Genomic DNA, 22,374 nt, shown 5'->3' on the forward strand with positions numbered 1-22,374 from the left:
GAGTTTTTGTCATGCCGCTTTTGCTCAAAGGGTCCTGCCGCTGCAATGCCGTGCGTTTCGAGGTGGAGAGCCACACGCCGGCGCCATTCATGCTGTGCTATTGCTCGATCTGCCGCAAACAACAGGGCGGCGGCGGTTTTGCCATCAATCTCGGCGCCGACAGTGAGACGTTGAACATCAGAGGCAAAAGGAGCCTTGGCGTCTACCGGGCCAAGATCGAGGATGACGAACATCCGCAGTGCGAGATCTCGACCGGGGAGCGCAATTTCTGCAAGAAATGTGGATCAGCCCTTTGGCTCTACGACCCGACCTGGCCGGAGCTCGTGCATCCTTTCGCGTCGGCGATCGACAGCGACCTGCCCATTCCGCCAAGCAAGGTGCACCTGATGCTGAAATACAAGGCGAACTGGGTCGAACCCGATATCGGCAAAAGAGACAAGGCGTTCGACATCTATCCCGAGGAATCGATCGCCGACTGGCACAAGCGGACGGGCATGTGGGTGGAGTAGCCTTCTTCGCCCGTCGACGGGCGAAGGAAGATCAGGCCGAGGCGCGTGCTTCCGCCAGCGCCTTGAGATCGGCCGGCTTCAGTTCGACGGATTCGCCGCATCCACAGGCCGAACTCTGGTTCGGGTTGTGGAAAGTGAAGCCGGTGCGCAGCGTCGTCTGCTCGAAATCCATCTCGGTGCCGAACAGGAAAAGGGCTGCCTCTGGCGCCACATAGACATGGGCGCCGTCGCGCTCGATGTGGTCGTCCTTGGTGTTGGGCTCGGTCACCAGGTCGACCGTATATTCCATGCCGGCGCAGCCGCCCTTCTTGATGCCAAGCCGAATGCCATGCGCGTTGTCGCGGGTGGCGACGATCTCGCGCACCCGGTCAGCGGCCTTTTCGGTCATCGTGATGACGGCGAAGCGTCCCATTCTTTTTCCTTCCATTCCATGCAGGTTCAAGGCCTGCCGAATGATTCCTCACCTAAAATGGTGAAGTTTTATGACTGGCGCAAGTGTGCCAACCCTGTCGGGCCCAACGCTAGTACCAGCCCACCGCGACCTGCGCCTCTTCCGACATGCGGTCGGGCGACCAGGGCGGGTCGAAGGTCATGTTCACTTCGACGCCGGAAACGCCTTCGACGGCGCCGACGGCATTTTCCACCCAGCCGGGCATTTCGCCGGCGACCGGGCAGCCGGGGGCGGTCAGCGTCATGTCGATCTTAACCGAGCGATTGTCCTCGATGTCGATCTTGTAGATGAGGCCAAGCTCGTAGATATCGGCCGGGATTTCCGGATCGTAGACGGTCTTCAGGGCCGAGACGATGTCGTCGGTCAGTCGTGCCAGTTCATCAGCTGGAATGGCCGATCCCGAAACCAGCGCATTGGGCGCGGTTTCCTGAGTGGTCTCGGCAGCGATGCTTGCATCATCCATGGTCGTCACCCAAAAAAATCTTCACCCGAAGAACTTGCGCGCTTTTTCAAGCGCCTCGGCCAAAGCATCGACTTCGGCCCTGGTATTATACATGCCGAACGACGCCCTGCATGTGGAGGTTACGCCGAAGCGTTTCAACAGCGGCTGGGCGCAATGGGTGCCCGCACGCACTGCAACGCCTTGCCTGTCTATCACCATCGACACGTCGTGCGCATGAATTCCTTGCAGCTCGAACGAGATGATGGCGCCTTTGCCGGGCGCATCGCCGAAGATGCGCAGCGAATTGATGGCGCGCAGCCGCTCATGCGCGTATGTCTTGAGGTCTTCTTCATGCGCGGCGATGCGCTCGCGGCCGACCGATTCCATATAGTCGAGCGCAGCACCGAGCCCGATCGCCTGCACGATCGGCGGCGTACCGGCCTCGAAGCGGTGCGGCGGCTCGTTGTAGGTGACGATGTCTTCCGTCACCTCCTCGATCATCTCGCCACCGCCCATGAAGGGGCGCATGCCCGACAGAATGTCCTTCTTGCCGTAGAGCACCCCGATGCCCGAGGGGCCGTAGACCTTGTGGCCGGTGAAGACGAAGAAGTCGCAGTCGAGATCCTGCACGTCGATCGGCATATGCACGGCGCTCTGGCTGCCGTCGACCAGCACCGGAATGTTTTTCGCATGCGCGATGCGCACGATTTCCTTGATCGGCGTCACCGTGCCAAGCGCGTTCGACATCTGTGTGATGGCAACGAGCTTTGTCTTGCTGGTCAGCCGCTTCTCGAATTCCTCGATGTGGAAGACACCGAGATCGTCGACCGGCACCCAGACCAGATTGGCGCCCTGCCGCTCGCGGATGAAATGCCACGGCACGATGTTGGAGTGGTGCTCCATGATCGACAGCACGATCTCGTCGCCCTCGCCGATGTTGGGCATGCCATAGCCATAGGCGACCGTGTTGATGGCCGAGGTCGTGTTCGACGTGAAGACGATGTTGTCGGTGCTTGGCGCATTGAGAAAACGGCGCACCGTCTCACGCGCCTTTTCATAGGCATCGGTCGCGGCATTGGAGAGGAAATGCAGGCCGCGATGGACGTTGGCGTATTCCTGGGAATAGGCGTGCTGGATCGTATCCAGCACCACCTGCGGTTTCTGTGCCGAGGCGCCATTGTCGAGATAGACAAGCGGTTTTCCGTAGACTTCCCGCGACAGGATCGGGAAATCGCGGCGGATCGCTTCGACGTCGTACGGGATGTTTTCGAGTTTCTGGTCCATCGTCTGTCTTTCAATACCCGGGCTTCACCGTCATCCGGCCCTTCGCTATGGTTCCGGGCGTTCGTCGCTCAAAAAGCCAAATCGTTGGCTTTTTGCCTGCTACGCCGACCCCTCCTCACCCGTGTGTCACGAACCAGTCGTCGAGCCGCGCTTCCAGCGCCTCGACGATCGACTCGTCGTCCAGTTCCTCGATCACCTCGGCAACGAAGGCCTTCACGAGTAGGCCCCGCGCGGTCTTCTCGTCGACGCCGCGCGCCATCAGGTAGAACAGATGGTCGTGGTCGATTTCGGTGACCGTCGCGCCATGGCCGCAGACGACGTCGTCGGCGAAGATCTCAAGCTCCGGCTTGGTCGAGAACTCGCCGTCATCCGACAGCAGCAGCGTGTTGCAGGCCATCTTGGCGTTGGTCTTCTGCGCATATTGATGGACGTTGATGCGGCCCTGGAAGACGCCGCGCGCCTTGCCCGTCACCACGTTGCGGATGACCTCCGTCGAGGTCGTGTGCGGCACGGCATGGTCGAGCACCATGGTCACATCGGTATGGGTGTCGCCGGCCAGAAGGTTGATGCCGCGCAGTTTGAAATCGGCGCCTTCGCCTGTCGTCCTGACCACGATTTCCTGGCGCACAAGCTTGCCGCCGGCATTCATGAAGAACACCGTCAGCTTCGAATTCTTGCCGAGATGCGCCTTGAACTGAGCCAGATGCGTTGCCGTCTCCGGCTGTTCCTGGACGATCAGCCACGTCACCTCGGCGCCCTCGCCCAGCACGAGCTGGCTGACCGAGCTGACCAGAGCAGGCCCATCACCCGTCTGGCGCTCGACGATAACGGCCTTGGCGCCAGCGCCGACACGAACGGCCAAGCGCACATGGGTCTGGCCGCCGGCCTGCAGGTTCTGCAGTTCGATCGGCTTTTCGAGTTCCGCGCCATCGGCGATATCGACGAAATAACCGTCGGCAACGAAAGCCGTGTTCAGCGCGCCGATGGCGTCGTCGCTGCCGTAGGAATCGAGCCCCGGTGCGATGCTACCGTCGGTCAGCTTTTCCGACAGCCGCTGCACGGTGACGCCCTCAACTCCCGGCAGCTTCGTGCCAGATTCTCCATTCAGCACGGCAAAGACGGCCGAGCCTTCCACGATCGGAGCAATGGCCTTGGCTGCGGCGACCGGGTCGAAGTCCGGCACCGTATTCAGCAACCGGCGCAGGTCGGTGTAATGCCAGGATTCGACGCGCCGCGTCGGCAGGCCATGCTTGATCGTTTCGATTGCGTCGTCGCGCTTCAGCATCACCGCGCCGTCGCCCGGCAGCAGCGACAGACGGTCGCCGAACGCGTCGATCAACGCTGTCTCGGCCGGTGTCCGCTGCGGTTGTGTGTGCATATTCATCAGTGTCGCCTCTGGCATCTCACGCGGCTTCGCCGATCACGCCGGCATAGCCATTGGCTTCCAGGTCAAGCGCCAGCGACTTGTCGCCCGACTTGATGACCTGGCCCTTGTAGAGCACGTGCACGGTGTCGGGCACGATGTGTTCGAGCAGGCGCTGGTAGTGGGTGATGACCAGGAACGACCGGTCCGGCGCGCGTAGCGCGTTGACGCCGTCCGAGACGATCTTCAGCGCATCGATGTCGAGGCCGGAATCGGTTTCGTCGAGCACGCAGAGTTTGGGCTCAAGCAGCTTCATCTGCAGGATCTCGGCGCGCTTCTTCTCGCCGCCGGAGAAGCCGACATTGAGCGGCCGCTTCAGCATCGCCATGTCCATCCTGAGCGAGGCGGCTGCTTCCTTCACCCGCTTGAGGAATTCCGGGATCTTCAGCGGCTCTTCGCCACGCGCCTTGCGCTGCTCGTTCATCGCCACCTTCAGGAATTCCATGGTCGCCACGCCCGGTATCTCCATCGGATACTGGAAGGCAAGGAAGATGCCTGACGTTGCGCGCTCGGCCGGATCCATTTCGAGGATCGACTGGCCGTTGTAGAGGATGTCGCCCTCGGTCACCTCATAGTCCTCGCGGCCGGCGAGGATGTAGGACAGCGTCGATTTGCCCGAGCCGTTAGGCCCCATGATCGCGGCGACCTCGCCGGCTTTCACCGTCAGGTTCAAGCCGCGGATGATTTCGGTGCCGTCATCGACGATGCGGGCGTGCAGGTTTCTGATTTCAAGCATTGTTCTTTTCTCTGAAATAATCGTCGTAAGTGATGGAGTAGTCGGTGTGCCGGCGCTGCAGGGCCATGAACCACGATAGGGACAGGCCAAAACTGGCCGAGAAGACGGCGATGCCGAGGAACACATTGACGAAGGCAATGAGCAGGAAGCCGGCAAATGCCGAAATAATTGTCGCGGCGGCAAATTTGGTCATGGCGATCTTGCCCTCGCGGCGGACAGCCCGCAGCCGCCGCCAGCGGACGGCAAACCAGATGTCCTCTCTCGGAAGCTGCGTCGCCATGGTCACTTAGCCCACCGAGCCTTCCAGCGAGATGCCGATCAGCTTCTGTGCCTCCACGGCGAACTCCATCGGCAGTTGCTGGATGACGTCCTTGACGAAGCCGTTGACGATCAGCGCGATCGCTTCCTCTTCAGGGATGCCGCGCTGCATGACGTAGAATTTCTGGTCCTCGGAAATCTTCGAGGTCGTCGCTTCGTGCTCGAACTGCGCCGTCGAGTTCTTGGCTTCCATGTAGGGCACCGTATGCGCGCCGCACTGGTCGCCGATCAGCAGACTGTCGCAGTTGGTGAAGTTGCGGGCGTTGGTCGCCTTGCGGTGCGCGGAAACCTGGCCGCGATAGGTATTCTGCGAGAAGCCGGCGGCGATGCCCTTGGAGATGATGCGGCTCGACGTGTTCTTGCCGAGATGGATCATCTTGGTGCCGCTGTCGACCTGCTGATAGCCATTCGACACGGCGATCGAATAGAACTCGCCTTGGGAATCGTCACCGCGCAGGATGCAGCTCGGATATTTCCAGGTGATCGCCGAGCCGGTCTCGACCTGCGTCCACGAGATCTTCGAACGGTCGCCACGGCAGTCGCCACGCTTGGTGACGAAATTGTAGATGCCGCCCTTGCCCTCGGCGTCGCCGGGGTACCAGTTCTGCACCGTCGAATATTTGATCTCGGCATCGTCGAGCGCCACCAGTTCGACGACCGCGGCATGCAACTGGTTCTCGTCGCGCTGCGGCGCCGTGCAGCCTTCGAGATAGGAGACGTAGGCCCCCTCCTCGGCGATGATCAGCGTACGCTCGAACTGGCCGGTGTTCTTCTCGTTCATGCGGAAATAGGTCGACAGCTCCATCGGGCAGCGCACGCCCTTGGGCACGAAGACGAAGGAACCGTCGGTGAACACGGCCGAGTTCAGCGTCGCGTAGAAATTGTCGGAGGTCGGCACGACCGAGCCGAGATATTTCTTCACCAGCTCCGGATGCTCACGGATGGCTTCCGAGATCGAGCAGAAGATGACGCCGGCCTGCGCCAGCTCCTTCTTGAAGGTGGTGACGACCGATACGGAATCGAACACGGCGTCGACTGCGACGCGGCCCGACTTGTAGACATTGTCGCTGACGTCCTCGAGCTCCGAAGCGTCGGTCTTCTGGACGCCGGCGAGGATTTCCTGCTCCCTCAGCGGGATGCCAAGCTTTTCGTAGACCTTCAGCAATTCGGGATCGACGTCGCTAAGCGACGTCGGGCCGGGCGTGCTCTTGGGCGCCGCGTAGAAGTAAATGTCCTGGAAATCGATCTTCGGGTAGTGGACGCGCGCCCAGGTCGGCTCGTCCAGCGTCAGCCAGCGGCGATACGCTTCCAGACGCCATTCCAGCATCCAGGACGGTTCGTCCTTCTTGGCCGAAATGAAACGGATGATGTCTTCGCTCAGACCTTTGGGGGCCTTATCAACAGCGATTTCGGTCTGGAATCCGTATTTGTATTGGTCGACGTCGATCTTTCGGACCCGATCGATCGTGTCCTGCACAGCAGGCATATGCGTTCTCCATCCACGCCGGGGTCAAGGCCCGACAGTTTTCAAACTATGGCACCACCAAAAACGAACGCCGAAGAAGCGCTCGCGGCAGCGTAAGTTCCATATAGTGCGTTCCGACCGGAAATTCACCCGGCCAGCATGAAACGCACGGCTCTACCAGGCCGAAAGGCCCAAATACATTTTCCTGAAGCATCGGATTTTCCGAAAACCGCTACGCACTTTTCGGTCCGATGCTCCCAACCGCTTACGCGGCTTGTTCTCTGCTCGCCCGACGGGAGGCGATTCCCGTCAGCGCAACGCGAAACAACTCGATGTCTTGCGCGACGGTCGCCGGTCCGATCGACACGCGCAAGGCGCCGAGACTGTCACCGTATCCCATGGCTTTCAGCACATGGCTTGGCCCGACCTTGCCCGACGAACAGGCGGAGCCGGCCGACAGCGCCACACCGGCCAGATCGAATGCGATCTGCGCGGTTTCGGCTTTGACGCCCGCAATAGCGAAGAATGTCGTATTGGCAAGCCTTGGCGCACCGGTTCCAAAGATTTCAGCGTCAGGCACCAGCAATTTCACGATGGCCTCGATCTCGTCGCGGCGCTGCTGCACCGCTTCGATGTCCGGCAATCCGGTCAGTGCCTCGCGTGCCGCGACGCCAAAACCAGCGATGGCGGCGAGATTTTCCGTGCCGCCGCGATGGCCCTTTTCCTGGCCACCGCCATTGATCAGCGGCCTCGGCATCATCAGATCGGAAGCGGCGACGATGGCGCCGACGCCCTTGGGACCGCCGATCTTGTGCGAGGACAGAATCAGATAATCGGCATAGCCCGCTGAAATGTCGATCGAAACGCGCCCTGCGGCCTGGACCGCGTCGACGACGAGGATGCCGCCCGCCGCTTTGACGATCCCGGCGATGCGATCGATCGGCTGGATGACGCCGGTCTCGTTGTTGGCGGCATGGATGGCGACCAGCGGCAGGCCATCGGCCTTGTCATGATGGCCGAGCGCCACCGCCAAGGCGTCGAGATCGGCGATGCCGTTGGCGTCGACGCCGATCCGCGTCACCTGTGCTGCCGGGAAACGGCCGCCGTTCAACAGGCAGGGGTGGTCGGCCTCGGACACGTAAAGCCGGCTCGTGCGCACGCTGCCGCGCCCCATCTGCCAGTCTGATGTCAGCAGCGTCGAGGCGGCTTCCGTCGCGCCGGAGGTGAACACGACATGCTCTGATTTGGCGTTGACCAGTGCCGCGACGTCACGCCTGGCGGTTTCGATCAGGCGCCGAGCAGCGCGCCCTTCGGCGTGGACCGATGACGGGTTGGCGGCGACATCAAGGGCCGCGACCACAGCCTCGCGGGCCGCGGCAAGCAGCGGCGCACTGGCATTGTAGTCGAGATAGGCGCGTATTGCGGCCATTTTCGTCCAGTTGGTCCCGTTAGAAGCCATTCCGCTGACGTATCGCGTTATTTCCTTGAAATTCCAAGGCGAGCCGTCCTATTTACGCGGCTTGCGGCGCGGGTGGCCGGGCTCGATGTCTTGCCACTCAGTTTTGAACAATTCTAAACTAGCTTCTAAGAAGACGCTCGCCCTGCGTCAAGGCCAGAGGAAGACACGTTCCGGGCGCCGCGCATTCGTATACCCAAGTGGAGTATTTCATGCCTGAGGTCATTTTCACCGGTCCTGCCGGCCGCCTGGAGGGTCGCTACCAGCCTTCCAAGGAAAAGAGCGCGCCGATTGCCATCGTCCTGCACCCGCACCCCCAGTTCGGCGGCACGATGAACAACAAGATCGTCTACGACCTCTTCTACATGTTCCAGAAGCGGGATTTCACCACGCTTCGCTTCAATTTTCGCGGCATCGGCCGCAGCCAGGGCGAGTTCGATCACGGCACCGGCGAGCTGTCGGATGCCGCGGCAGCGCTGGATTGGGTGCAGTCGCTGCATCCGGATTCCAAGAGCTGCTGGGTCGCCGGTTACTCCTTCGGGTCCTGGATCGGCATGCAGCTTCTGATGCGCCGGCCGGAGATCGAAGGCTTCATCTCGATCGCGCCGCAGCCCAACACCTATGATTTCTCGTTCCTGGCTCCCTGCCCGTCGTCGGGTCTGATCATCCACGGCGATGCCGACAAGGTGGCGCCGCCAAAGGATGTGCAAGGCCTGGTCGACAAGCTGCACACGCAAAAGGGCATCACCATCACGCAGAAGACCTTGCCTGGCGCCAACCATTTCTTCTCCAACGACGCCGACCTGCTGCTCGAGGAATGCGCTGATTATCTCGACCGCCGGCTGGCCGGCGAATTGTCGGATCCGCGCCCGAAGCGGTTGAGATAGGCAAAGGACGAAGCGGCGGCGATGTACGAGCCTCCTCATTTCAAGGAAACGCGGCCGGAGATTCTGCACGGGTTGATACGGGCGCATCCGCTGGGCCTGTTGATTTCCAACGGGCCCGAGGGGCCGATCGCCAACGCCATCCCGTTCCTGCTCGACGCCGACGTGCCGCCGAACGGCCGACTGCGCGCCCATCTGGCGCGGGCCAATCCGCAATGGCGCCTGCTGGCCGACAATCCGGCTTCGCCCGTGCTGATCGTCTTCCAGGGCAGCGACGCCTATGTGACGCCGTCCTGGTACGAGACCAAACGCGAGACCGGCAAGGTGGTGCCGACCTGGAATTATGCCATCGTGCAGGTTCGCGGCACCGTCAAGGTGATGGATGACCAGGACTGGCTGGCGCAGCAGATCGCCGATCTGACCATATCCCAGGAAGGCGCTCGCGAGGCACCCTGGGCGGTGACCGATGCGCCGGCGCCCTTCATCCAGTCGCAGATCAAGGGCATTATCGGGCTGGAAATCGAGATCAGCGAAATCCACGGCAAGTGGAAGGTCAGCCAGAACCGGCCCGTGGCCGATCGCGCCGGCGTTGCGCAGGGGCTCGAAAGCGAGGACCATTCGTCGCCCGGCATGGCTGGCCTGGTCAGATCCTATGGCGGGCTGGACGGCAACTAAGCTGCGGCAACGCCGAGCGATCAGAGAGTCTTCCTTGTCGGTCCAATCAGCCGAAACGTCCTCTTGCGGACCGGCAATCCCGACGGCATCGGCCGAAAGATGAAGCCGAGCCGGGCAAAGACCAGCCCGCAGGCAAGCGCGAATGCGCAGCCGAGGCCGAAGCCGGCGACGGTGTCGCTGGGATAGTGCGCGCCCACGAAGACCCGCGTCGAGGCGATGCATGCGGTGACCGCCAGGGCGATGTACCAGCGCCTTGGAAACAACAGCAGGGCGACCCCGAACACGGCGCCCATGGTCGTGGCGTGGCCCGACGGGAAGCCGGCGAAGCGCGCATCAAAAGCGAACGGATGCAGCGACAACACCCCGAATTCATTGAAATACATCGGACGAGCCCGGCCAATCGCGTATTTTAGCACATTGACGGCGAGGCCCGACAGGCCGGCGGCGCCCAGCACCAAAAAAGCCAGGCAGGTCCAGTTGTAGGCGAGCATCAGCGAACGCCTTGAAAGGCTTCGCCAGTCCGTCAGGTTCGCGGCAACGAGCAGAAGCACTGACGGAATGAGATACCAGCCACCCAAGCCGAACTGCGTGAAAAAATCGGCCAGATGGACGAATCCCGGCGACCATTGGTCGCGAAGCATTCCAGCCGGGGTGTCGAGGCGAACAAATGCTGCCGCCGTCAGCAAAACCCACACCAGCACCCAGACCGACCACAAAATGTTCGGGTATCTGACGGGGCGAGCGGCAAAGCGCTTTCTTGCGATCCGCATCGTATCGCGAAAATTGTCGACCGATCGGCGCCCCACTCCAAGGAGCATAGCGGAAACGGAAGGGCGCGATTTCACCAGCATTTGAAATTCGACCCTGTCATCGACGAGCCGTCATGGGGACACACGATAAAGGCCGAGCGACAGTTTGTCTCCCGACGAATAGTTGAGGCCGTCGACTTCGGCAACGCGGGTCGCCGACTTGCCTTGCGCCGCTAGCAGCCCATTCAGTTTCTGCTCGTCCCCGATTTGTGCCAGCGCCAGCGCGCAGGCCGGATCGCCAAGCAGATGTCTGGCGACGCCATCGACATCGGTCAGCAAGGTCTTGGTGCCCACCAGGAACACCAGGCTCGGCTCGTGATATTCCGCCGAGGCGAGCACCGTGGTGTCGCAAGGCCAGTTGGCGCGGACCGCCGCCTCGATGGCCGGGCTCAGCCAGATCGGCTTCAGCGACGGCGCGATGACGCCGAACAACAGCCCATAGGTGATGCCCGCGCAGACCGCGATGGCGCCGATGCGGCGCAGCGGCACTTGCAGCTCTCTGGAAAAAGCGAGGTAGCCCGCCCCCAGTGCCGCCGCGGCCGCCGGTACGCTCCACCAGGAGAAGGTGCCGGTGAGGTAGATCGGCGCTCCAACGCAGACCGACGCCAGGCCGAGGCTGACCACGGCCAGACCGAATGCGGTCGACCACCACAACCAATCCTGCCAGCGCCTGAGCGGCGCATTCGCCTCCTGCGGCGGCAATGTCAGCAGCCAGCCGATCAGCAGCGCCATGCCGGGATAGGCCGGCAGGACATAATGCGGCAGCTTGGTCGGGATCAGTTCGAACACCAGCCAGAACGGAATGTACCAGGCGAGGCAGAAACGCAGCCGCGGATCGTCGTGCAACCGGTTGAGGGCCTGGAGCCCGGCGCCGACAGCGATCAGGCCGAAGGGCCACATGAACAGCGAATAGGTCAGCATGTAGAAACCAGGCGGCAGGCCGTGCGATTCCTCTCCCGACGCGACCTTGGCCACCATGTCCTTGCCGACGGCATCCTGCAGAAAGGCGCCGCCGCTCTTCCAGGTGATGAGGGCTACCCATGGCAGCACGATAAGAAGCACCAGGGCGACGCCGCGCATGAGCTTCAGCTTCAAAAGCCAGCGCCAGTCGCGTTCGAACGCAAACAGCGTGGCGACCGTGAGCACCGACAACAGCGGAGCGACAGGCCCCTTGATAAGGATCCCCAGGCCTTGAGCCGCCCAGAATATCCATGGCAGATGGCTGGCTACCGGTTCGTTCCGGCGCGCTGCCAGATAGATCTGGGCGAGCGCGCCCTGCGCCGCCACGCAGCAGGCCAGCAGCATGGCGTCTGTCTTGGCGTCACGGCCCTCGAAGGCGGTCGCGAAGATCGCCGCCATCATAAGGCCGGCGGCGAGACCTGCATTGGCCCCGAAGAGCTTCGTGCCCGTCCAGGCGATGCCGACGACGGCCAGGGCAATGCCAAGCATGGAGACGAGGCGGTAGACCCAGATCGGCGCCGCCGCCCCCTCGCCGCTTAGCGCCACGGCCGCCGATTGCAGCCAGTAGATGCCGATCGGCTTCTTGTAGCGCGAGGCATCCTGAAAACGGATGTCGACATAGTCGGAGGTTTCGACCATCTGCTTGGTCGCCTGGACAAAACGCGACTCGTCGCGGTCGATCGGTGGAAGGCTCATCAGCCCACTGAGCGTCATCAGCAGGCTGAACAGAAAAAGGATGAGATAGTTCCTGTTCATCGCGGAGCTTTCCGGATCTGGTCTGCGGGATGGCCCCGTCGCGGCGCTTCAGGCCCTGCCTCCGCGCGGCGCCTCAATACGCCAGCCAAAACGGCGAAGCAAGGATTCGCAATACCATCCGCGCGGGCCGCAAAACCGGAAACCACTTTTGCTGATCGCTGGATCTCTATCTGGCGCGCGATCGAACGCAAAACCGGAAACCACTTTTGCTGATCGCGCTTGGATGCTAAACGCGCGCGTTCATGCACGTCCGAGCCGCAGCGGCCGGGCGCTTTCGGGAAAGAAACAATGTCCGCCTTCAAATCCGATTTCCTGCGCACGATGAGCGAGCGCGGTTTCATCCACCAGACTTCGGATGATGCCGGCCTCGACAATCTCTTCGCCAAGGAGACGGTGACGGCCTATATCGGCTTCGACGCGACCGCCAAAAGCCTGCACGCCGGCTCGTTGATCCAGATCATGATGCTGCACTGGCTGCAGCAGACGGGTCATCGGCCGATCGCGCTGATGGGCGGCGGCACCTCGATGATCGGCGACCCGTCGTTCAAGGACGAGGCGCGCAAGCTGCTGACCCCGCAGGACATCGACGACAACCTCGCCGGCATCCGCCGCAATTTCATGCCGTATCTCAAATTCGGCAGCGGTGCGAACGACGCCATCATGGTCAACAACGCCGACTGGCTGATGGAGATCAACTACGTCAATTTCCTGCGCGACGTCGGCCGTCACTTTTCCGTCAATCGCATGCTGGCCTTCGATTCCGTAAAACTCCGGCTCGATCGCGAACAGTCGCTGTCGTTCCTTGAATTCAACTACATGATCCTGCAGGCCTATGATTTCGTCGAGCTTTACAAGCGTCTCGGCTGCCGCCTGCAGATGGGCGGCTCCGACCAGTGGGGCAACATCATCAACGGCATCGATCTCGGCCGCCGCATGGAGGACGCGCAGCTCTATGCGCTGACCACGCCGCTGCTCACCACCTCGTCGGGCGCCAAGATGGGCAAGTCTGCCTCGGGCGCGGTCTGGCTCGATGCGGAAATGCTGAGCCCCTACGAGTTCTGGCAGTACTGGCGCAACACCGAGGATGCGGACGTTGCCCGCTTCCTGAAACTCTACACGACGCTGCCGCTGGACGAGGTCACGCGGCTCGAGCGGCTCGGTGGGTCCGAAATCAACGAAGCCAAGAAGATCCTCGCCACCGAGATCACCGCCTTGCTGCACGGCCGCGCAGCGGCGGAGCAAGCCAGCGATACGGCGCGCAAGACGTTCGAGGAAGGCGCGCTTGCCGAATCGCTGCCGACCGTCGAGGTTGACAAGGCGGCGCTCGAAGCTGGCGTCGGCGTTCTGTCGCTGCTCGTCACCGCCGGATTGGCGGCGTCGAATGGCGAGGCGCGGCGGCATGTGCAGGGCGGTGCGGTGCGCCTGAACGACGAGCCGGTCAGCGACGAGCGCCGGCTGGTGACTTCAAAGGATTTGAGTCCGGAAAACGTCGTAAAGCTTTCTCTGGGCAGGAAAAAACACATTCTGGTGCGGCCGGTGTGAGGCCCGCCCTCCGTCAGCTCGGTCTGTTGAGGCGCTGGCGTTTGCCGCAGGAACAGCCAGGATTGAGTTAGGCTAATGCACTCACCCCGCCCTGCGGAACCATGGCTATAGCCGGTCCACTAAAGACCAACGGTTATTGCCTTGCGCTATAATCGCGCAAGTTGAGTTCCTTGCGGGCCTCGCGCAAATCGATCTTCGCATTATACCCATGCCTCTGAAGAAGGTGCAGGAGGTTGGCCCCAGTAAAAAGTGTGATTGGCTTCCCAGCTGCGAATTTGTGCGCATCAGGGCCATAGTCAGCAGTTGTAATGAGGACACCGCGTGACGCGCCTTCGTGCTGCATAGTTCCGTATAGATCGCGGACGGCTGCAACGCCGACTGTTCGGGTGTATCGCTTGGCCTGGATCACGATCTTCCCGCCAGTAATGGGGTCGGGGTCGAAAGCTACAGCGTCAACTCCTCCATCATTGCTCGACTGCGTGACCTTTACCTCGCCTCCGCGTGAAGCAAATTCCTTTTCGAAGAGCTCGCGAACGAGATGTTCGAAATCCTCCCAATCCATGGACGCCAAATTCATTGCGGTATCAAGCGTGTCCACAACCATACGGGGGTCAATAAAACGCCTGTCTTCCTTGTTCAGGACCATCACGGGAGGGATAGGTGCCAGTGCTGCAAGTGAAGAAGCAGACACGCCCTTGAGGTTTTTGAAGCAAGCCTTCGGATCGACGCGGCTAAGGTCAATTCTAAGGAAGTCCTCGCGATTCACCAAGATCGACATGATACACGATGTCGTATCCCGACCTGTTGTCCGATCGACGAAGGTCGAAATGCCGTTGAACAACACATTTTGCAGATTGTCGGACTCGTCGGCTTCAAACAGTTCATGAATGGTTCGAAGGCAAATCTGGTAGCAGACTGAGTCATAGTTTGCCTTCTGCTCTTTCTCTGAGATATGCGTATCTTTGAGTTCGCCGGTCGCAGCAACGAAGCGAACGGATTTAACGGTCGGCAGATCATCAGGCGATGGCAATTGGTATTCGAGCATCAAAGTTTTTGCGTCCGGGGCGTATTCAATTTCATAAGACTTTTCATACATTTCGCTATAATCTGAGGCATCGAGAACCAGCGTCGCGTGCTCTATCACCGCTTGCGGATCGCCATTCGCGACATTCGCGACCAAAGCGTCGACACGTTGATTGGCCTCAGCCTGCGTTTCTAGAAATTCACGTCTTTGCCGCTGCGCAGTTGCTTCAAACTCTGCCTTTTCGGCTGTCCAATTGGCAATCGACTGGTTAAGCTTCCCGGTTTCTCTCTGCTCGATAGTATGCCAATCGGACCTCTCTCGCTCAAATCTCGCTTGAGCATCTGCAATCCGACGCTTTGCCCTACCGAATAATTTGTCGAAGAATGAGATGTCTGGGGGTGTGAATTTGGGCTCGACATGCTTCTTGCGTTGAGGCATGGGCCTTTGGAAGGTCATTGGGCCATCATACGAGCTGTGGTCCTTGAGGGCGTTCCAATTAACGCGGTCATTGACCGCAAGTGTGTGATTTAGAATCCGATGCAGCCCTTCAATCCGCACCGTTGCTTCAGCTGTATATTGCTCGGCCTGATATTTGCTGGCAAACACTTTTAGCTTGCGATGCTGCTCGTCCGCCCTTTCATCCCATTGCTCCATCAGTGAGTCTATTTTGTGCTGAAGCATGAACAGCTCTGGCGCACTTAACTCCTTGTGCACATGGAGCAACTTGTGCCGAAAGTCGATGTACCAACGCAAGATACGCGAGCCGTCTGCGCTAAATTTTGCGGTGAGCTCGCCGCTTTCGATAGCGCTCTGATATTTTGAGCGCCAAGTAACGTCGGCCTCTTTTACCATGAGTCCCAAGTCCCTCCCAAACACCCCGATCTAGCCGACTTTCAGTAAGACTCACAAGCGCTAGCTATGCAACATGCGTAAAAGCTGGCTGACCGAGTTCACCGGTACTCGAAGATCGACCTGAATATTCCAGGCGCGATCACCGACAGCGGATTGACGTCCAGCAGTGGCTTGTTGGCATTGCCCTTGAGCCGGTAGGTGACGCCGATCAGGCCCCGGTCGCGGCCATTGCCGAGCAGCGCGCCGACGATGGGCAATTCGCCGAAGATGCGATTGAGGCCATAGACCGGCATGAACGTGCCGGTCATGTCCATATTGTTGTTCTGGTCGTAGAGCGTGCCCTGGAACGTCGTGCCGATGCGGGGGCCGCGCAGCACGCCATTGGCCAGCTTCAGATAGCCGCTGCCCTTGTCGATCTCGGCGTAGCCGCGTTCGAACTTCACCCGCGACGTGTCCAGCTTGCCCTTGACCGCCTGATTGAGGCTGCGGTTGTCGCCGGCCGGCGTGGTCGAGACGATGGAGGCGAGTTTCGGTTCGTTGACCACGAAAAAGTTGCTGGTGTCGACCTTGCCCTTCAGCGATCCGTCGCTCGGCCCCGCCAGCGCCAGCGTGATCGCTCCGCCTTCCATATGCTCGTAGATGTTGAGGAACCTGAGGATGGCGCCGGCGTCCGCGGACTGCATGTTCAGCGCGCGCCGGCCGGCGCCGGTGGTGTTGCTGATGCTGATCGCAGCGCCCGAACTTGCCGTGGCGCTGACCTTCAGCCCGTTCACCCGCGAACCGGCCGCGCTGTAGTCGAGCTTCAGATTGGACAATTGCTCGTCGTGGAAACCGGTCAACTGTTCGACATCGGCGCTAACGGAAATGGCATCGGAACCGGTGGTTTTGGTGGCGGTGTCGACGTCCGAGGTAAACTGCTTGATGAGCGAGCGTGCATCCAGCGCGTTGCCTGATATGTCGACCGCATAGCCCTTACCGGATCGCTTCACCGACACCGCAACGTCGTCACCCCTGTTCAAGGTGACCTTGCTGAACCGCGCCGACGACAGCGCGCTGTTGACCAGCACGATGCTGCCGTCGATGGAGAAGGTCTTTCCGTCGAGATTAAAGTCGGACAGCGTCGTGGTGTCGCCGGACTTGGTCATGACGAAGGTGACATTGGCGGGAACCCCTGCCCCCTTGCTCCAACCCGCCCAGGGAATGTCCAGCCTGGCATTGGTCAGATCGGCCGAAACGTTCTGGTCGCCGCTGCCGCTCTTGTCGATCGCGACCTTGACCGTTCCGCCAAGCAGCGCCTTCAAACCGGGCATGGCGGCGGCGCGGATCTTGTCGTCGAGCACCAGGGCCACCTTGCGGCTGCGCGCCGGCCCGTCGTCGCCGAGCGGCTCGATCAGATCGAGTTCGGCCGGTATGCCGTTCAGCGACGCCTTGGCAGAGATCACCGCCTTTACAGGGTCGACCGTGATCGAACCGTCGGCATCCGTCACGGTCTGCCCCTCGAAAGGCTTGGCCAACGACATACCGCTGTAGTCGAGCGACACCAGCCAATCGAGCTTCGAGGAGTCGATGCCGGACTGCAGCGGAATATCCGCCTTGACGTGGCCGGTGACGCTGCCCGACAGGTCTTCCGGCAGAATACCGACGTGGCGCATGGCGTTGATCGGCTCGTAGGATGCGAGTTCGGCAACAGCGGATGCGTCGCCAGCAACGTCGATGTCGAGCGCGCCGACGACCGGCGGGCGATTGGCCGCCTCGACCGTCAGCGTGCCGTTGCTGGCCGCCACGGTGCGGCCGCTGGGCATATAGACAGTGCCCGAGGACAGGGAAATATCGACATCGTTGCCGTGGAAGCCGACGACACCAACCGCGTCGCGTATCGGCGGGATGCGGCCGGCGGTGTCGAAGCGCGATCCCTCGATCTGGAAGCGACCGAACACCTCATCGGCGGAAAGCGGCACGCCGTTGCCGAGGCGGCCCGGCACGACCTGGAACTGGAGGTTGGCGTCGACGACGCGGCCGCCGAACAGATTGGCCAGCACCCACAGCCGGGCGTTGCGCGCTGAAAACCACGGCCACAGCTGCTTGACGTGGGAGACCTGCATGTTGTGGATGTTGAACGCAAGATTGATCCCCGGGGCCTTGCCGTCGACGAACGCCACGGCGGCGGTGCCAAGCACCTCTCCGGAGGCAGCGGACCGAAGCGCGATCTGCTCGGCGACCAGTCTGTGGCTCACGGTGTTGTAGACTCCGGCAATCCGGGCAAGGAAGGTGAGCGCGGGCTCAGGCGACTCCGAAGGCGCCAGCGACGAACCGTCGCTGGTCAGGTCATAACGATAGGAGGGTTCCTCGCCCGCCGCTCCGGTTGCCGGCTTCGGCCCGATCGAACCGGCGAAATCGAATGTCGAGCGGCCGGTCTTCAGTAGCAATCTGTCGACCTGGACCTTGTTGCTACCGGCAACCAGCGTCGCATTGACATCGACATCTGCCGGCAGCAGCCCGCGTGTGCCGAGATCGAGGATGGAACCCGTGGATGACAAAGCGGCCGTCAACCGCGATGCATTCACGCCGAACCCCTCCGATCCTGTCAGTTTCAGCGCGACCGCGCCCAACTTGCCGGCAGCGGCCCCCGTGTCACCGGCATCCGCCAGATCGATGCTCGCATCCAGCGCCGTGACCCGGTGCGCCGCGATATCGCGGGTGGCGGAAGCGGCAACGGTAACAGTCCTGCCGTCGACATCCGCCTTGGAGGAAAACCGCATGCCGCCGGTTCCCGACTGCACGACAGTGGCGTCGGTGACCTTGAGGAGCTTGATCGTTCCGGTGTCGGGCAGCACGAATTCGACGTCGCGAAGGTCGATCTGGCGCAGCGAATCCTCGCGCACGGCATCGAGTGCACGGTTGACGTTTGCGAACACCGCAACGGACAGTTTTTCCGGATCGATGAGGCCGTCCGCATTGCGCAGGGCGGCAGTCCAGTCGCCGCCTGACGGCATCGCAGCCACGACGATGCGGGCATCGGAGATCCTGGCGCTGGTCAGCCGAACATCTCCCCACAGCAGCGGAACCAGGCGCACGCCAAAGCGCACGCGGCCGGCATCGGCCATCGGCTTGCCGTCAGCGGTCTTCAGGCTGACGTCACTGACTTGAAGCGCTATGAAACTCGAACTGTCGAGCGTGATGCGGGCAGGCCCGACCGCGACATTGACATCGACACCAGCCAGTTTCTCGAGAGCCGTTTCCGCCTCGGTGCGAAGCCGTTCGGAACCGACGCCGGACGCACCGATGAGATAGACAACGACGGCCGCCAACAAGACGAGACTGGCGAAACCGGCGAATACCCTTGCCAGCATGCGAAAGCCGCGTCCGATCGACGCCTGACCGAGCGGCGGCACGCGGCACGCCGACGGAAAGGTCCCCAGGTCGGTGATCTCATCACGCCTGAACCGGATCTTCTCGTGCTGCGGTTGCTCCTGATCCACGCAATTTTCCGTTGTACGAACTCGATCGTGGACGAATCCCCGCTCGACACTATATCGGTGTGGCTTGGCGCGTAACCACAAACAAGGGCATCGGTATGGCTGACCTCGACGTAGGCGATCTGGCGCCGCAATTCGACCTGCCGCGGGACGGCGGCGGATCAGTCAGCCTTGCCTCATCCCTCGGCAAGCCCACAGTCCTCTATTTCTACCCCCAGGACGACACGACGAGCTGCACGCAAGAGGCAATAAGTTTTTCGCAGTTGAAGCCGGCGTTCGAGAAGGCCGGCGCCGTCGTGATCGGCCTCTCACCTGACAACGCCAAAAAGCACGACAAGTTCAAGTCGAAATACAATCTCACCATCGACCTCGCGGCCGACGAGGAGCGCAAGGTGATCGAGGCCTACCATCTATGGGTCGAGAAATCGATGTATGGCCGCAAATACATGGGTGTCGAGCGCGCGACGTTCCTGATCGGCCGCGACGGGCGGATCGCTGGGATTTGGCGCAAGGTCCGGGTCAAGGGCCATGCCGAGGACGTGCTGGCGGCCGTTCGCGCGCTTTGAGGTCTTGCGGGCACAGCTGACGCGCCTTCCCCACAACCTCATACCCGTCAGACGGTCAATCCCAGGCGGCAAGTTGGCGCCGCAAGCCTTTGTTAACCCTAATAATGTGTAATCAAGCTGTCGTGGTGTCGTAACCGAAAGCTTGGTCCCGTGAACGCAACCGGTCAGTCAGCAGTCTTCGGCAGGCGTAAGGAGCCCCATACGGTCATCATCGCCCGGGGCAACGAGATCAGGCACTTCACGATCCGCCCCTGGCTTGTGGCCTTTATCGGCTCGGCGCTCGCGGCCATTGCCATCGGCTACCTGATGGCCACCTCCTATCTCGTGCTGCGCGACGACCTGATCGGCGCCACCACGGCGCGGCAGGCGCGCATGCAGCAAGCCTATGAAGATCGCATTTCGGCGCTTCGCGCCCAGGTCGACCGCATCACCAGCCGCCAGTTGCTCGACCAGCAATTGATGGAAACCAAGGTCAGCGAACTGCTTGAACGCCAGAGCCAGTTGAGCCAGCGTCACGGCCGGCTTGGCCCGCTGCTCGAACGCGCCGAGAGCGAAGTCGGAACGGCGCCGGCCGAAGATCCGGCAGCGGCGAGCAAGCCGGACAAACGCGCCGAAGTGACCGGCAGCATCATCCCGCCCGCGCAGAATTACGCGGTCGCCAGCCTGAGCGCCGACCTCGGCGCCGGCGACACCAGGCCGTTCTCGCTGTGGTCGACGCGCTCCGATCCGCTGCCCAACGATTCAGCCGCGGATCGTGCCGACAAGCTGTTCGTCTCGATCAACCAGTCGCTGAAATCCATCGAAAGCGACCAGCTCACCCGCATCAGCACGCTTGCCGACAATGCCTACAAGAGCGCCGACGCGATCACCCAGGCGCTTCAAGCGGGCGGACTGCCCGTCGATAGCGATTTCGGCAAGAACGACAGCGATGCCGGCGGACCGCTGATCCCGCTCGACTCCTCGATGATGTTCGACAGCAAGGTCAAGGAGTTGGACGAAGCGCTTGACGCGCTCGACCACCTCAAGAAGGAAGCCCGCCGGCTGCCGCTCACCAATCCCGCGCCGGGTCACCCCGTCACCAGCCCGTTCGGCGTGCGCACCGACCCCATCCTCGGCACCGCCGCTCTGCATTCAGGTATGGATTTCAGGGCGCCGATCGGCATGGCCGCAAAGGTCACGGCACCGGGCGTCGTCACCAAGGCAGGCTGGAACGGCGGCTATGGCCGCATGGTTGAAGTCGACCATGGCAACGGCTTTGCGACGCGCTATGGGCATCTCAGCGAGATCGACGTGACCGTGGGCGAGAAACTGGATGCCGGCGCCGTCATCGGCAAGACCGGCAGCAGCGGCCGCTCGACCGGCCCGCATCTGCACTACGAGGTCCGCCACAATGGCGAAGCGATCGATCCCTTGCGCTTCCTGACTGTCGGCAAGAAGGTCGCCCAGTACCTCTGAGCGTTTTTTGCTCCTGCCCCGCACGGCTGATGGCCATCATGCCGGCACGAGCCACTGCATCCCGTGCCTTTGTCAGTCGGCATTTTCCCGGTGCATCGAGAGGAACGCGGTCACCGCCGAAACCAGGGTGGCGGCACCGACTTTCAAGGCGGCCTCATCGACGCGAAACCTGGCATGGTGAAGCGGAAACACCGATCCGACCGCCTCGTTGCGGATGCCGAGCCGGAAGTAGACCGACGGACGCTTCTCGCTGTAGTAGCCAAAGTCGTCCGCGATGGTCCATCCTGGCGTGTTGAGGACATTGTCGGGCCCGACACAGGCCTTGGCACTGGCGACAATCAGCTCGGTCATCTCGACGTCGTTGACGACGCCGGGTTCGCCCTTGTGGATGTCGAGCTGCACACTGGCGCCATGGGCCGTCGCTATTGCCTCCAGTATCGCACGAACGCGCCGCCAGGCTCGTTCGCGGGTGGCGTCGCTGCCGCTGCGGATAGTCCCTTTCAAGGTGACCTTGCCGGCGATCACGTTGTAGGCGTTGCCGCCATTGATGCCGGTGACGGAAATGACCAGCGGATCGTAGGGATCGATCTCGCGCGAAACGATCTTCTGCAATTCCCCCACCATGGAGCAGGCCACGGCGATCGCATCGATGCCCTCATACGGCTTTGCCGCATGCGCGGCCGAGCCGGTGACGACAACGTCAAATGTATCGCAGGCCAGAGTATACGGACCGGAACTCACGGCGATCTTGCCGGTCGGCGTGTACGGATCGACGTGGACGCAGATAGCGGCGTCGATATCGTCGAGAAGCCCCTCTTCCACCACCCTCTTGCCTCCCGACGGTTCGTCTTCCTCCGCCGGCTGGAAGATCAGACGGACGGTCCCGCCAAAACTGTTCCTTGACTGGTGAAGATGCTCGGCAACCGCAAAGGCCATCGATGCGTGGGCGTCATGGCCGCAGGCATGCATCACGCCTGGGTTCATCGATGCGAATTCGACACCGGATTCCTCCGCGATCGGCAAGGCATCGATGTCGGCGCGAATGGCCAGCTTTCGATTTGACGGCTTGCCGGTGCCGACAATGTCGACCGCCAGGCCAAAGACCGCCACGTCGCGAATGCCGGCAATTCCCTGCCCGGCCAGCATCTGCCTGAGATAACGCTGCGTGTTGACTTCGCGGTTCGAGAGCTCCGGATTGCGGTGCAGATGGCGGCGGATCTCGATCATCCGGTCGAGAATTCCGGCATCGATATCGATCGTGCCGGGAATTGCAGAACCGCCTGCCATGGCC

At 61.6% G+C, this 22,374-nt stretch carries 20 protein-coding genes; 6 read left to right on the forward strand and 14 right to left on the reverse strand.

All coding sequences use genetic code 11. The features are described from left to right. The first annotated feature begins 11 nt into the window (after nucleotides 1-11). Entirely contained in the window at nucleotides 12-509 is a 498-nt protein-coding gene (locus tag ASD99_RS30030; RefSeq protein WP_057145836.1) for a GFA family protein, read from the forward strand. Between the two features lie 31 nt (nucleotides 510-540). Here the strand turns inward: ASD99_RS30030 and sufA are convergent, their stop codons facing one another. The 8 genes from sufA to ASD99_RS30070 all read right to left on the reverse strand — a co-directional run bounded on the left by sufA (nucleotide 541) and on the right by ASD99_RS30070 (nucleotide 8,057). Then, nucleotides 541-921, reverse strand: a complete 381-nt coding sequence (gene sufA, locus ASD99_RS30035; RefSeq protein ID WP_013532156.1) for a Fe-S cluster assembly scaffold SufA — start codon at nucleotides 919-921, stop codon at nucleotides 541-543. A 109-nt stretch (nucleotides 922-1,030) separates the two neighbouring features. After that, a complete protein-coding gene (locus ASD99_RS30040; protein WP_056594294.1) occupies nucleotides 1,031-1,423 on the reverse strand; it encodes an SUF system Fe-S cluster assembly protein in 393 nt (130 codons plus the stop codon). A gap of 21 nt (nucleotides 1,424-1,444) precedes the next feature. After that, entirely contained in the window at nucleotides 1,445-2,686 is a 1,242-nt protein-coding gene (locus ASD99_RS30045) for a cysteine desulfurase (RefSeq protein ID WP_057145837.1), read from the reverse strand. 115 nt (nucleotides 2,687-2,801) lie between these two features. Further along, on the reverse strand, nucleotides 2,802-4,070 hold the full coding sequence (gene sufD / locus ASD99_RS30050; RefSeq protein WP_057145888.1) for a Fe-S cluster assembly protein SufD: 1,269 nt from the start codon (nucleotides 4,068-4,070) through the stop codon (nucleotides 2,802-2,804). Between the two features lie 19 nt (nucleotides 4,071-4,089). Then, on the reverse strand, nucleotides 4,090-4,845 hold the full coding sequence (gene sufC, locus ASD99_RS30055) for a Fe-S cluster assembly ATPase SufC (protein ID WP_057145838.1): 756 nt from the start codon (nucleotides 4,843-4,845) through the stop codon (nucleotides 4,090-4,092). Beyond that, on the reverse strand, nucleotides 4,838-5,125 hold the full coding sequence (locus tag ASD99_RS30060) for a hypothetical protein (protein WP_057145839.1): 288 nt from the start codon (nucleotides 5,123-5,125) through the stop codon (nucleotides 4,838-4,840). The genes sufC and ASD99_RS30060 overlap by 8 nt, the downstream gene beginning before the upstream one ends. A 6-nt stretch (nucleotides 5,126-5,131) precedes the next feature. Continuing rightward, nucleotides 5,132-6,649 (reverse strand): Fe-S cluster assembly protein SufB, encoded by a 1,518-nt coding sequence (gene sufB / locus ASD99_RS30065; RefSeq protein ID WP_057145840.1) that lies wholly within the window; start codon nucleotides 6,647-6,649, stop codon nucleotides 5,132-5,134. 244 nt (nucleotides 6,650-6,893) lie between these two features. Next, on the reverse strand, nucleotides 6,894-8,057 hold the full coding sequence (locus ASD99_RS30070; protein WP_057145841.1) for a cysteine desulfurase family protein: 1,164 nt from the start codon (nucleotides 8,055-8,057) through the stop codon (nucleotides 6,894-6,896). A 239-nt stretch (nucleotides 8,058-8,296) separates the two neighbouring features. Here ASD99_RS30070 and ASD99_RS30075 point away from each other — a divergent pair, with 239 nt between their 5' ends. Further along, nucleotides 8,297-8,971 (forward strand): alpha/beta hydrolase, encoded by a 675-nt coding sequence (locus tag ASD99_RS30075; RefSeq protein WP_013532163.1) that lies wholly within the window; start codon nucleotides 8,297-8,299, stop codon nucleotides 8,969-8,971. A gap of 21 nt (nucleotides 8,972-8,992) precedes the next feature. Further along, entirely contained in the window at nucleotides 8,993-9,643 is a 651-nt protein-coding gene (locus ASD99_RS30080; protein ID WP_057145842.1) for an FMN-binding negative transcriptional regulator, read from the forward strand. Nucleotides 9,644-9,663: 20 nt separating this feature from the next. Here ASD99_RS30080 and ASD99_RS30085 read toward each other — a convergent pair whose 3' ends face one another. The 3 genes from ASD99_RS30085 to ASD99_RS33780 all read right to left on the reverse strand — a co-directional run bounded on the left by ASD99_RS30085 (nucleotide 9,664) and on the right by ASD99_RS33780 (nucleotide 12,470). After that, entirely contained in the window at nucleotides 9,664-10,413 is a 750-nt protein-coding gene (locus ASD99_RS30085; RefSeq protein ID WP_244497954.1) for a phosphatase PAP2 family protein, read from the reverse strand. 111 nt (nucleotides 10,414-10,524) lie between these two features. Continuing rightward, nucleotides 10,525-12,168 (reverse strand): ArnT family glycosyltransferase, encoded by a 1,644-nt coding sequence (locus ASD99_RS30090; RefSeq protein ID WP_057145844.1) that lies wholly within the window; start codon nucleotides 12,166-12,168, stop codon nucleotides 10,525-10,527. After that, on the reverse strand, nucleotides 12,165-12,470 hold the full coding sequence (locus tag ASD99_RS33780; protein WP_156389110.1) for a hypothetical protein: 306 nt from the start codon (nucleotides 12,468-12,470) through the stop codon (nucleotides 12,165-12,167). Before ASD99_RS33780 ends, ASD99_RS30090 begins: the two co-directional genes overlap by 4 nt. Here ASD99_RS33780 and tyrS point away from each other — a divergent pair. Further along, nucleotides 12,457-13,710 (forward strand): tyrosine--tRNA ligase, encoded by a 1,254-nt coding sequence (gene tyrS, locus ASD99_RS30095; RefSeq protein WP_057145845.1) that lies wholly within the window; start codon nucleotides 12,457-12,459, stop codon nucleotides 13,708-13,710. The genes ASD99_RS33780 and tyrS overlap by 14 nt on opposite strands. A 133-nt stretch (nucleotides 13,711-13,843) precedes the next feature. Here tyrS and ASD99_RS30100 read toward each other — a convergent pair whose 3' ends face one another. Both ASD99_RS30100 and ASD99_RS30105 read right to left on the reverse strand, forming a co-directional pair. Continuing rightward, nucleotides 13,844-15,586, reverse strand: a complete 1,743-nt coding sequence (locus ASD99_RS30100) for a restriction endonuclease (protein ID WP_057145846.1) — start codon at nucleotides 15,584-15,586, stop codon at nucleotides 13,844-13,846. A 98-nt stretch (nucleotides 15,587-15,684) separates the two neighbouring features. Beyond that, nucleotides 15,685-19,065 carry a DUF3971 domain-containing protein gene (locus ASD99_RS30105; protein WP_057145847.1) on the reverse strand — a complete coding sequence of 1,127 codons (3,381 nt, stop codon included), beginning with the start codon at nucleotides 19,063-19,065 and terminating at the stop codon, nucleotides 15,685-15,687. A gap of 95 nt (nucleotides 19,066-19,160) precedes the next feature. Here ASD99_RS30105 and ASD99_RS30110 point away from each other — a divergent pair, with 95 nt between their 5' ends. Beyond that, nucleotides 19,161-19,628: a peroxiredoxin gene (locus ASD99_RS30110; protein WP_056594560.1), complete on the forward strand. Its 468-nt coding sequence runs from the start codon at nucleotides 19,161-19,163 to the stop codon at nucleotides 19,626-19,628. Between the two features lie 150 nt (nucleotides 19,629-19,778). Further along, the gene (locus ASD99_RS30115) at nucleotides 19,779-21,083 is read left to right on the forward strand and encodes a M23 family metallopeptidase (RefSeq protein WP_057145848.1); all 1,305 of its coding nucleotides are present in this window, start codon (nucleotides 19,779-19,781) and stop codon (nucleotides 21,081-21,083) included. A gap of 72 nt (nucleotides 21,084-21,155) precedes the next feature. On the opposite strand, the gene ASD99_RS30120 is transcribed toward ASD99_RS30115, so the two are convergent. Further along, complete coding sequence (locus tag ASD99_RS30120) at nucleotides 21,156-22,370, reverse strand: M20 metallopeptidase family protein (protein ID WP_244497955.1); 1,215 nt, start codon at nucleotides 22,368-22,370, stop codon at nucleotides 21,156-21,158. Nucleotides 22,371-22,374 lie beyond the last annotated feature (4 nt).

This window comes from Mesorhizobium sp. Root695 (assembly GCF_001428185.1).
GTDB lineage: Bacteria > Pseudomonadota > Alphaproteobacteria > Rhizobiales > Rhizobiaceae > Mesorhizobium.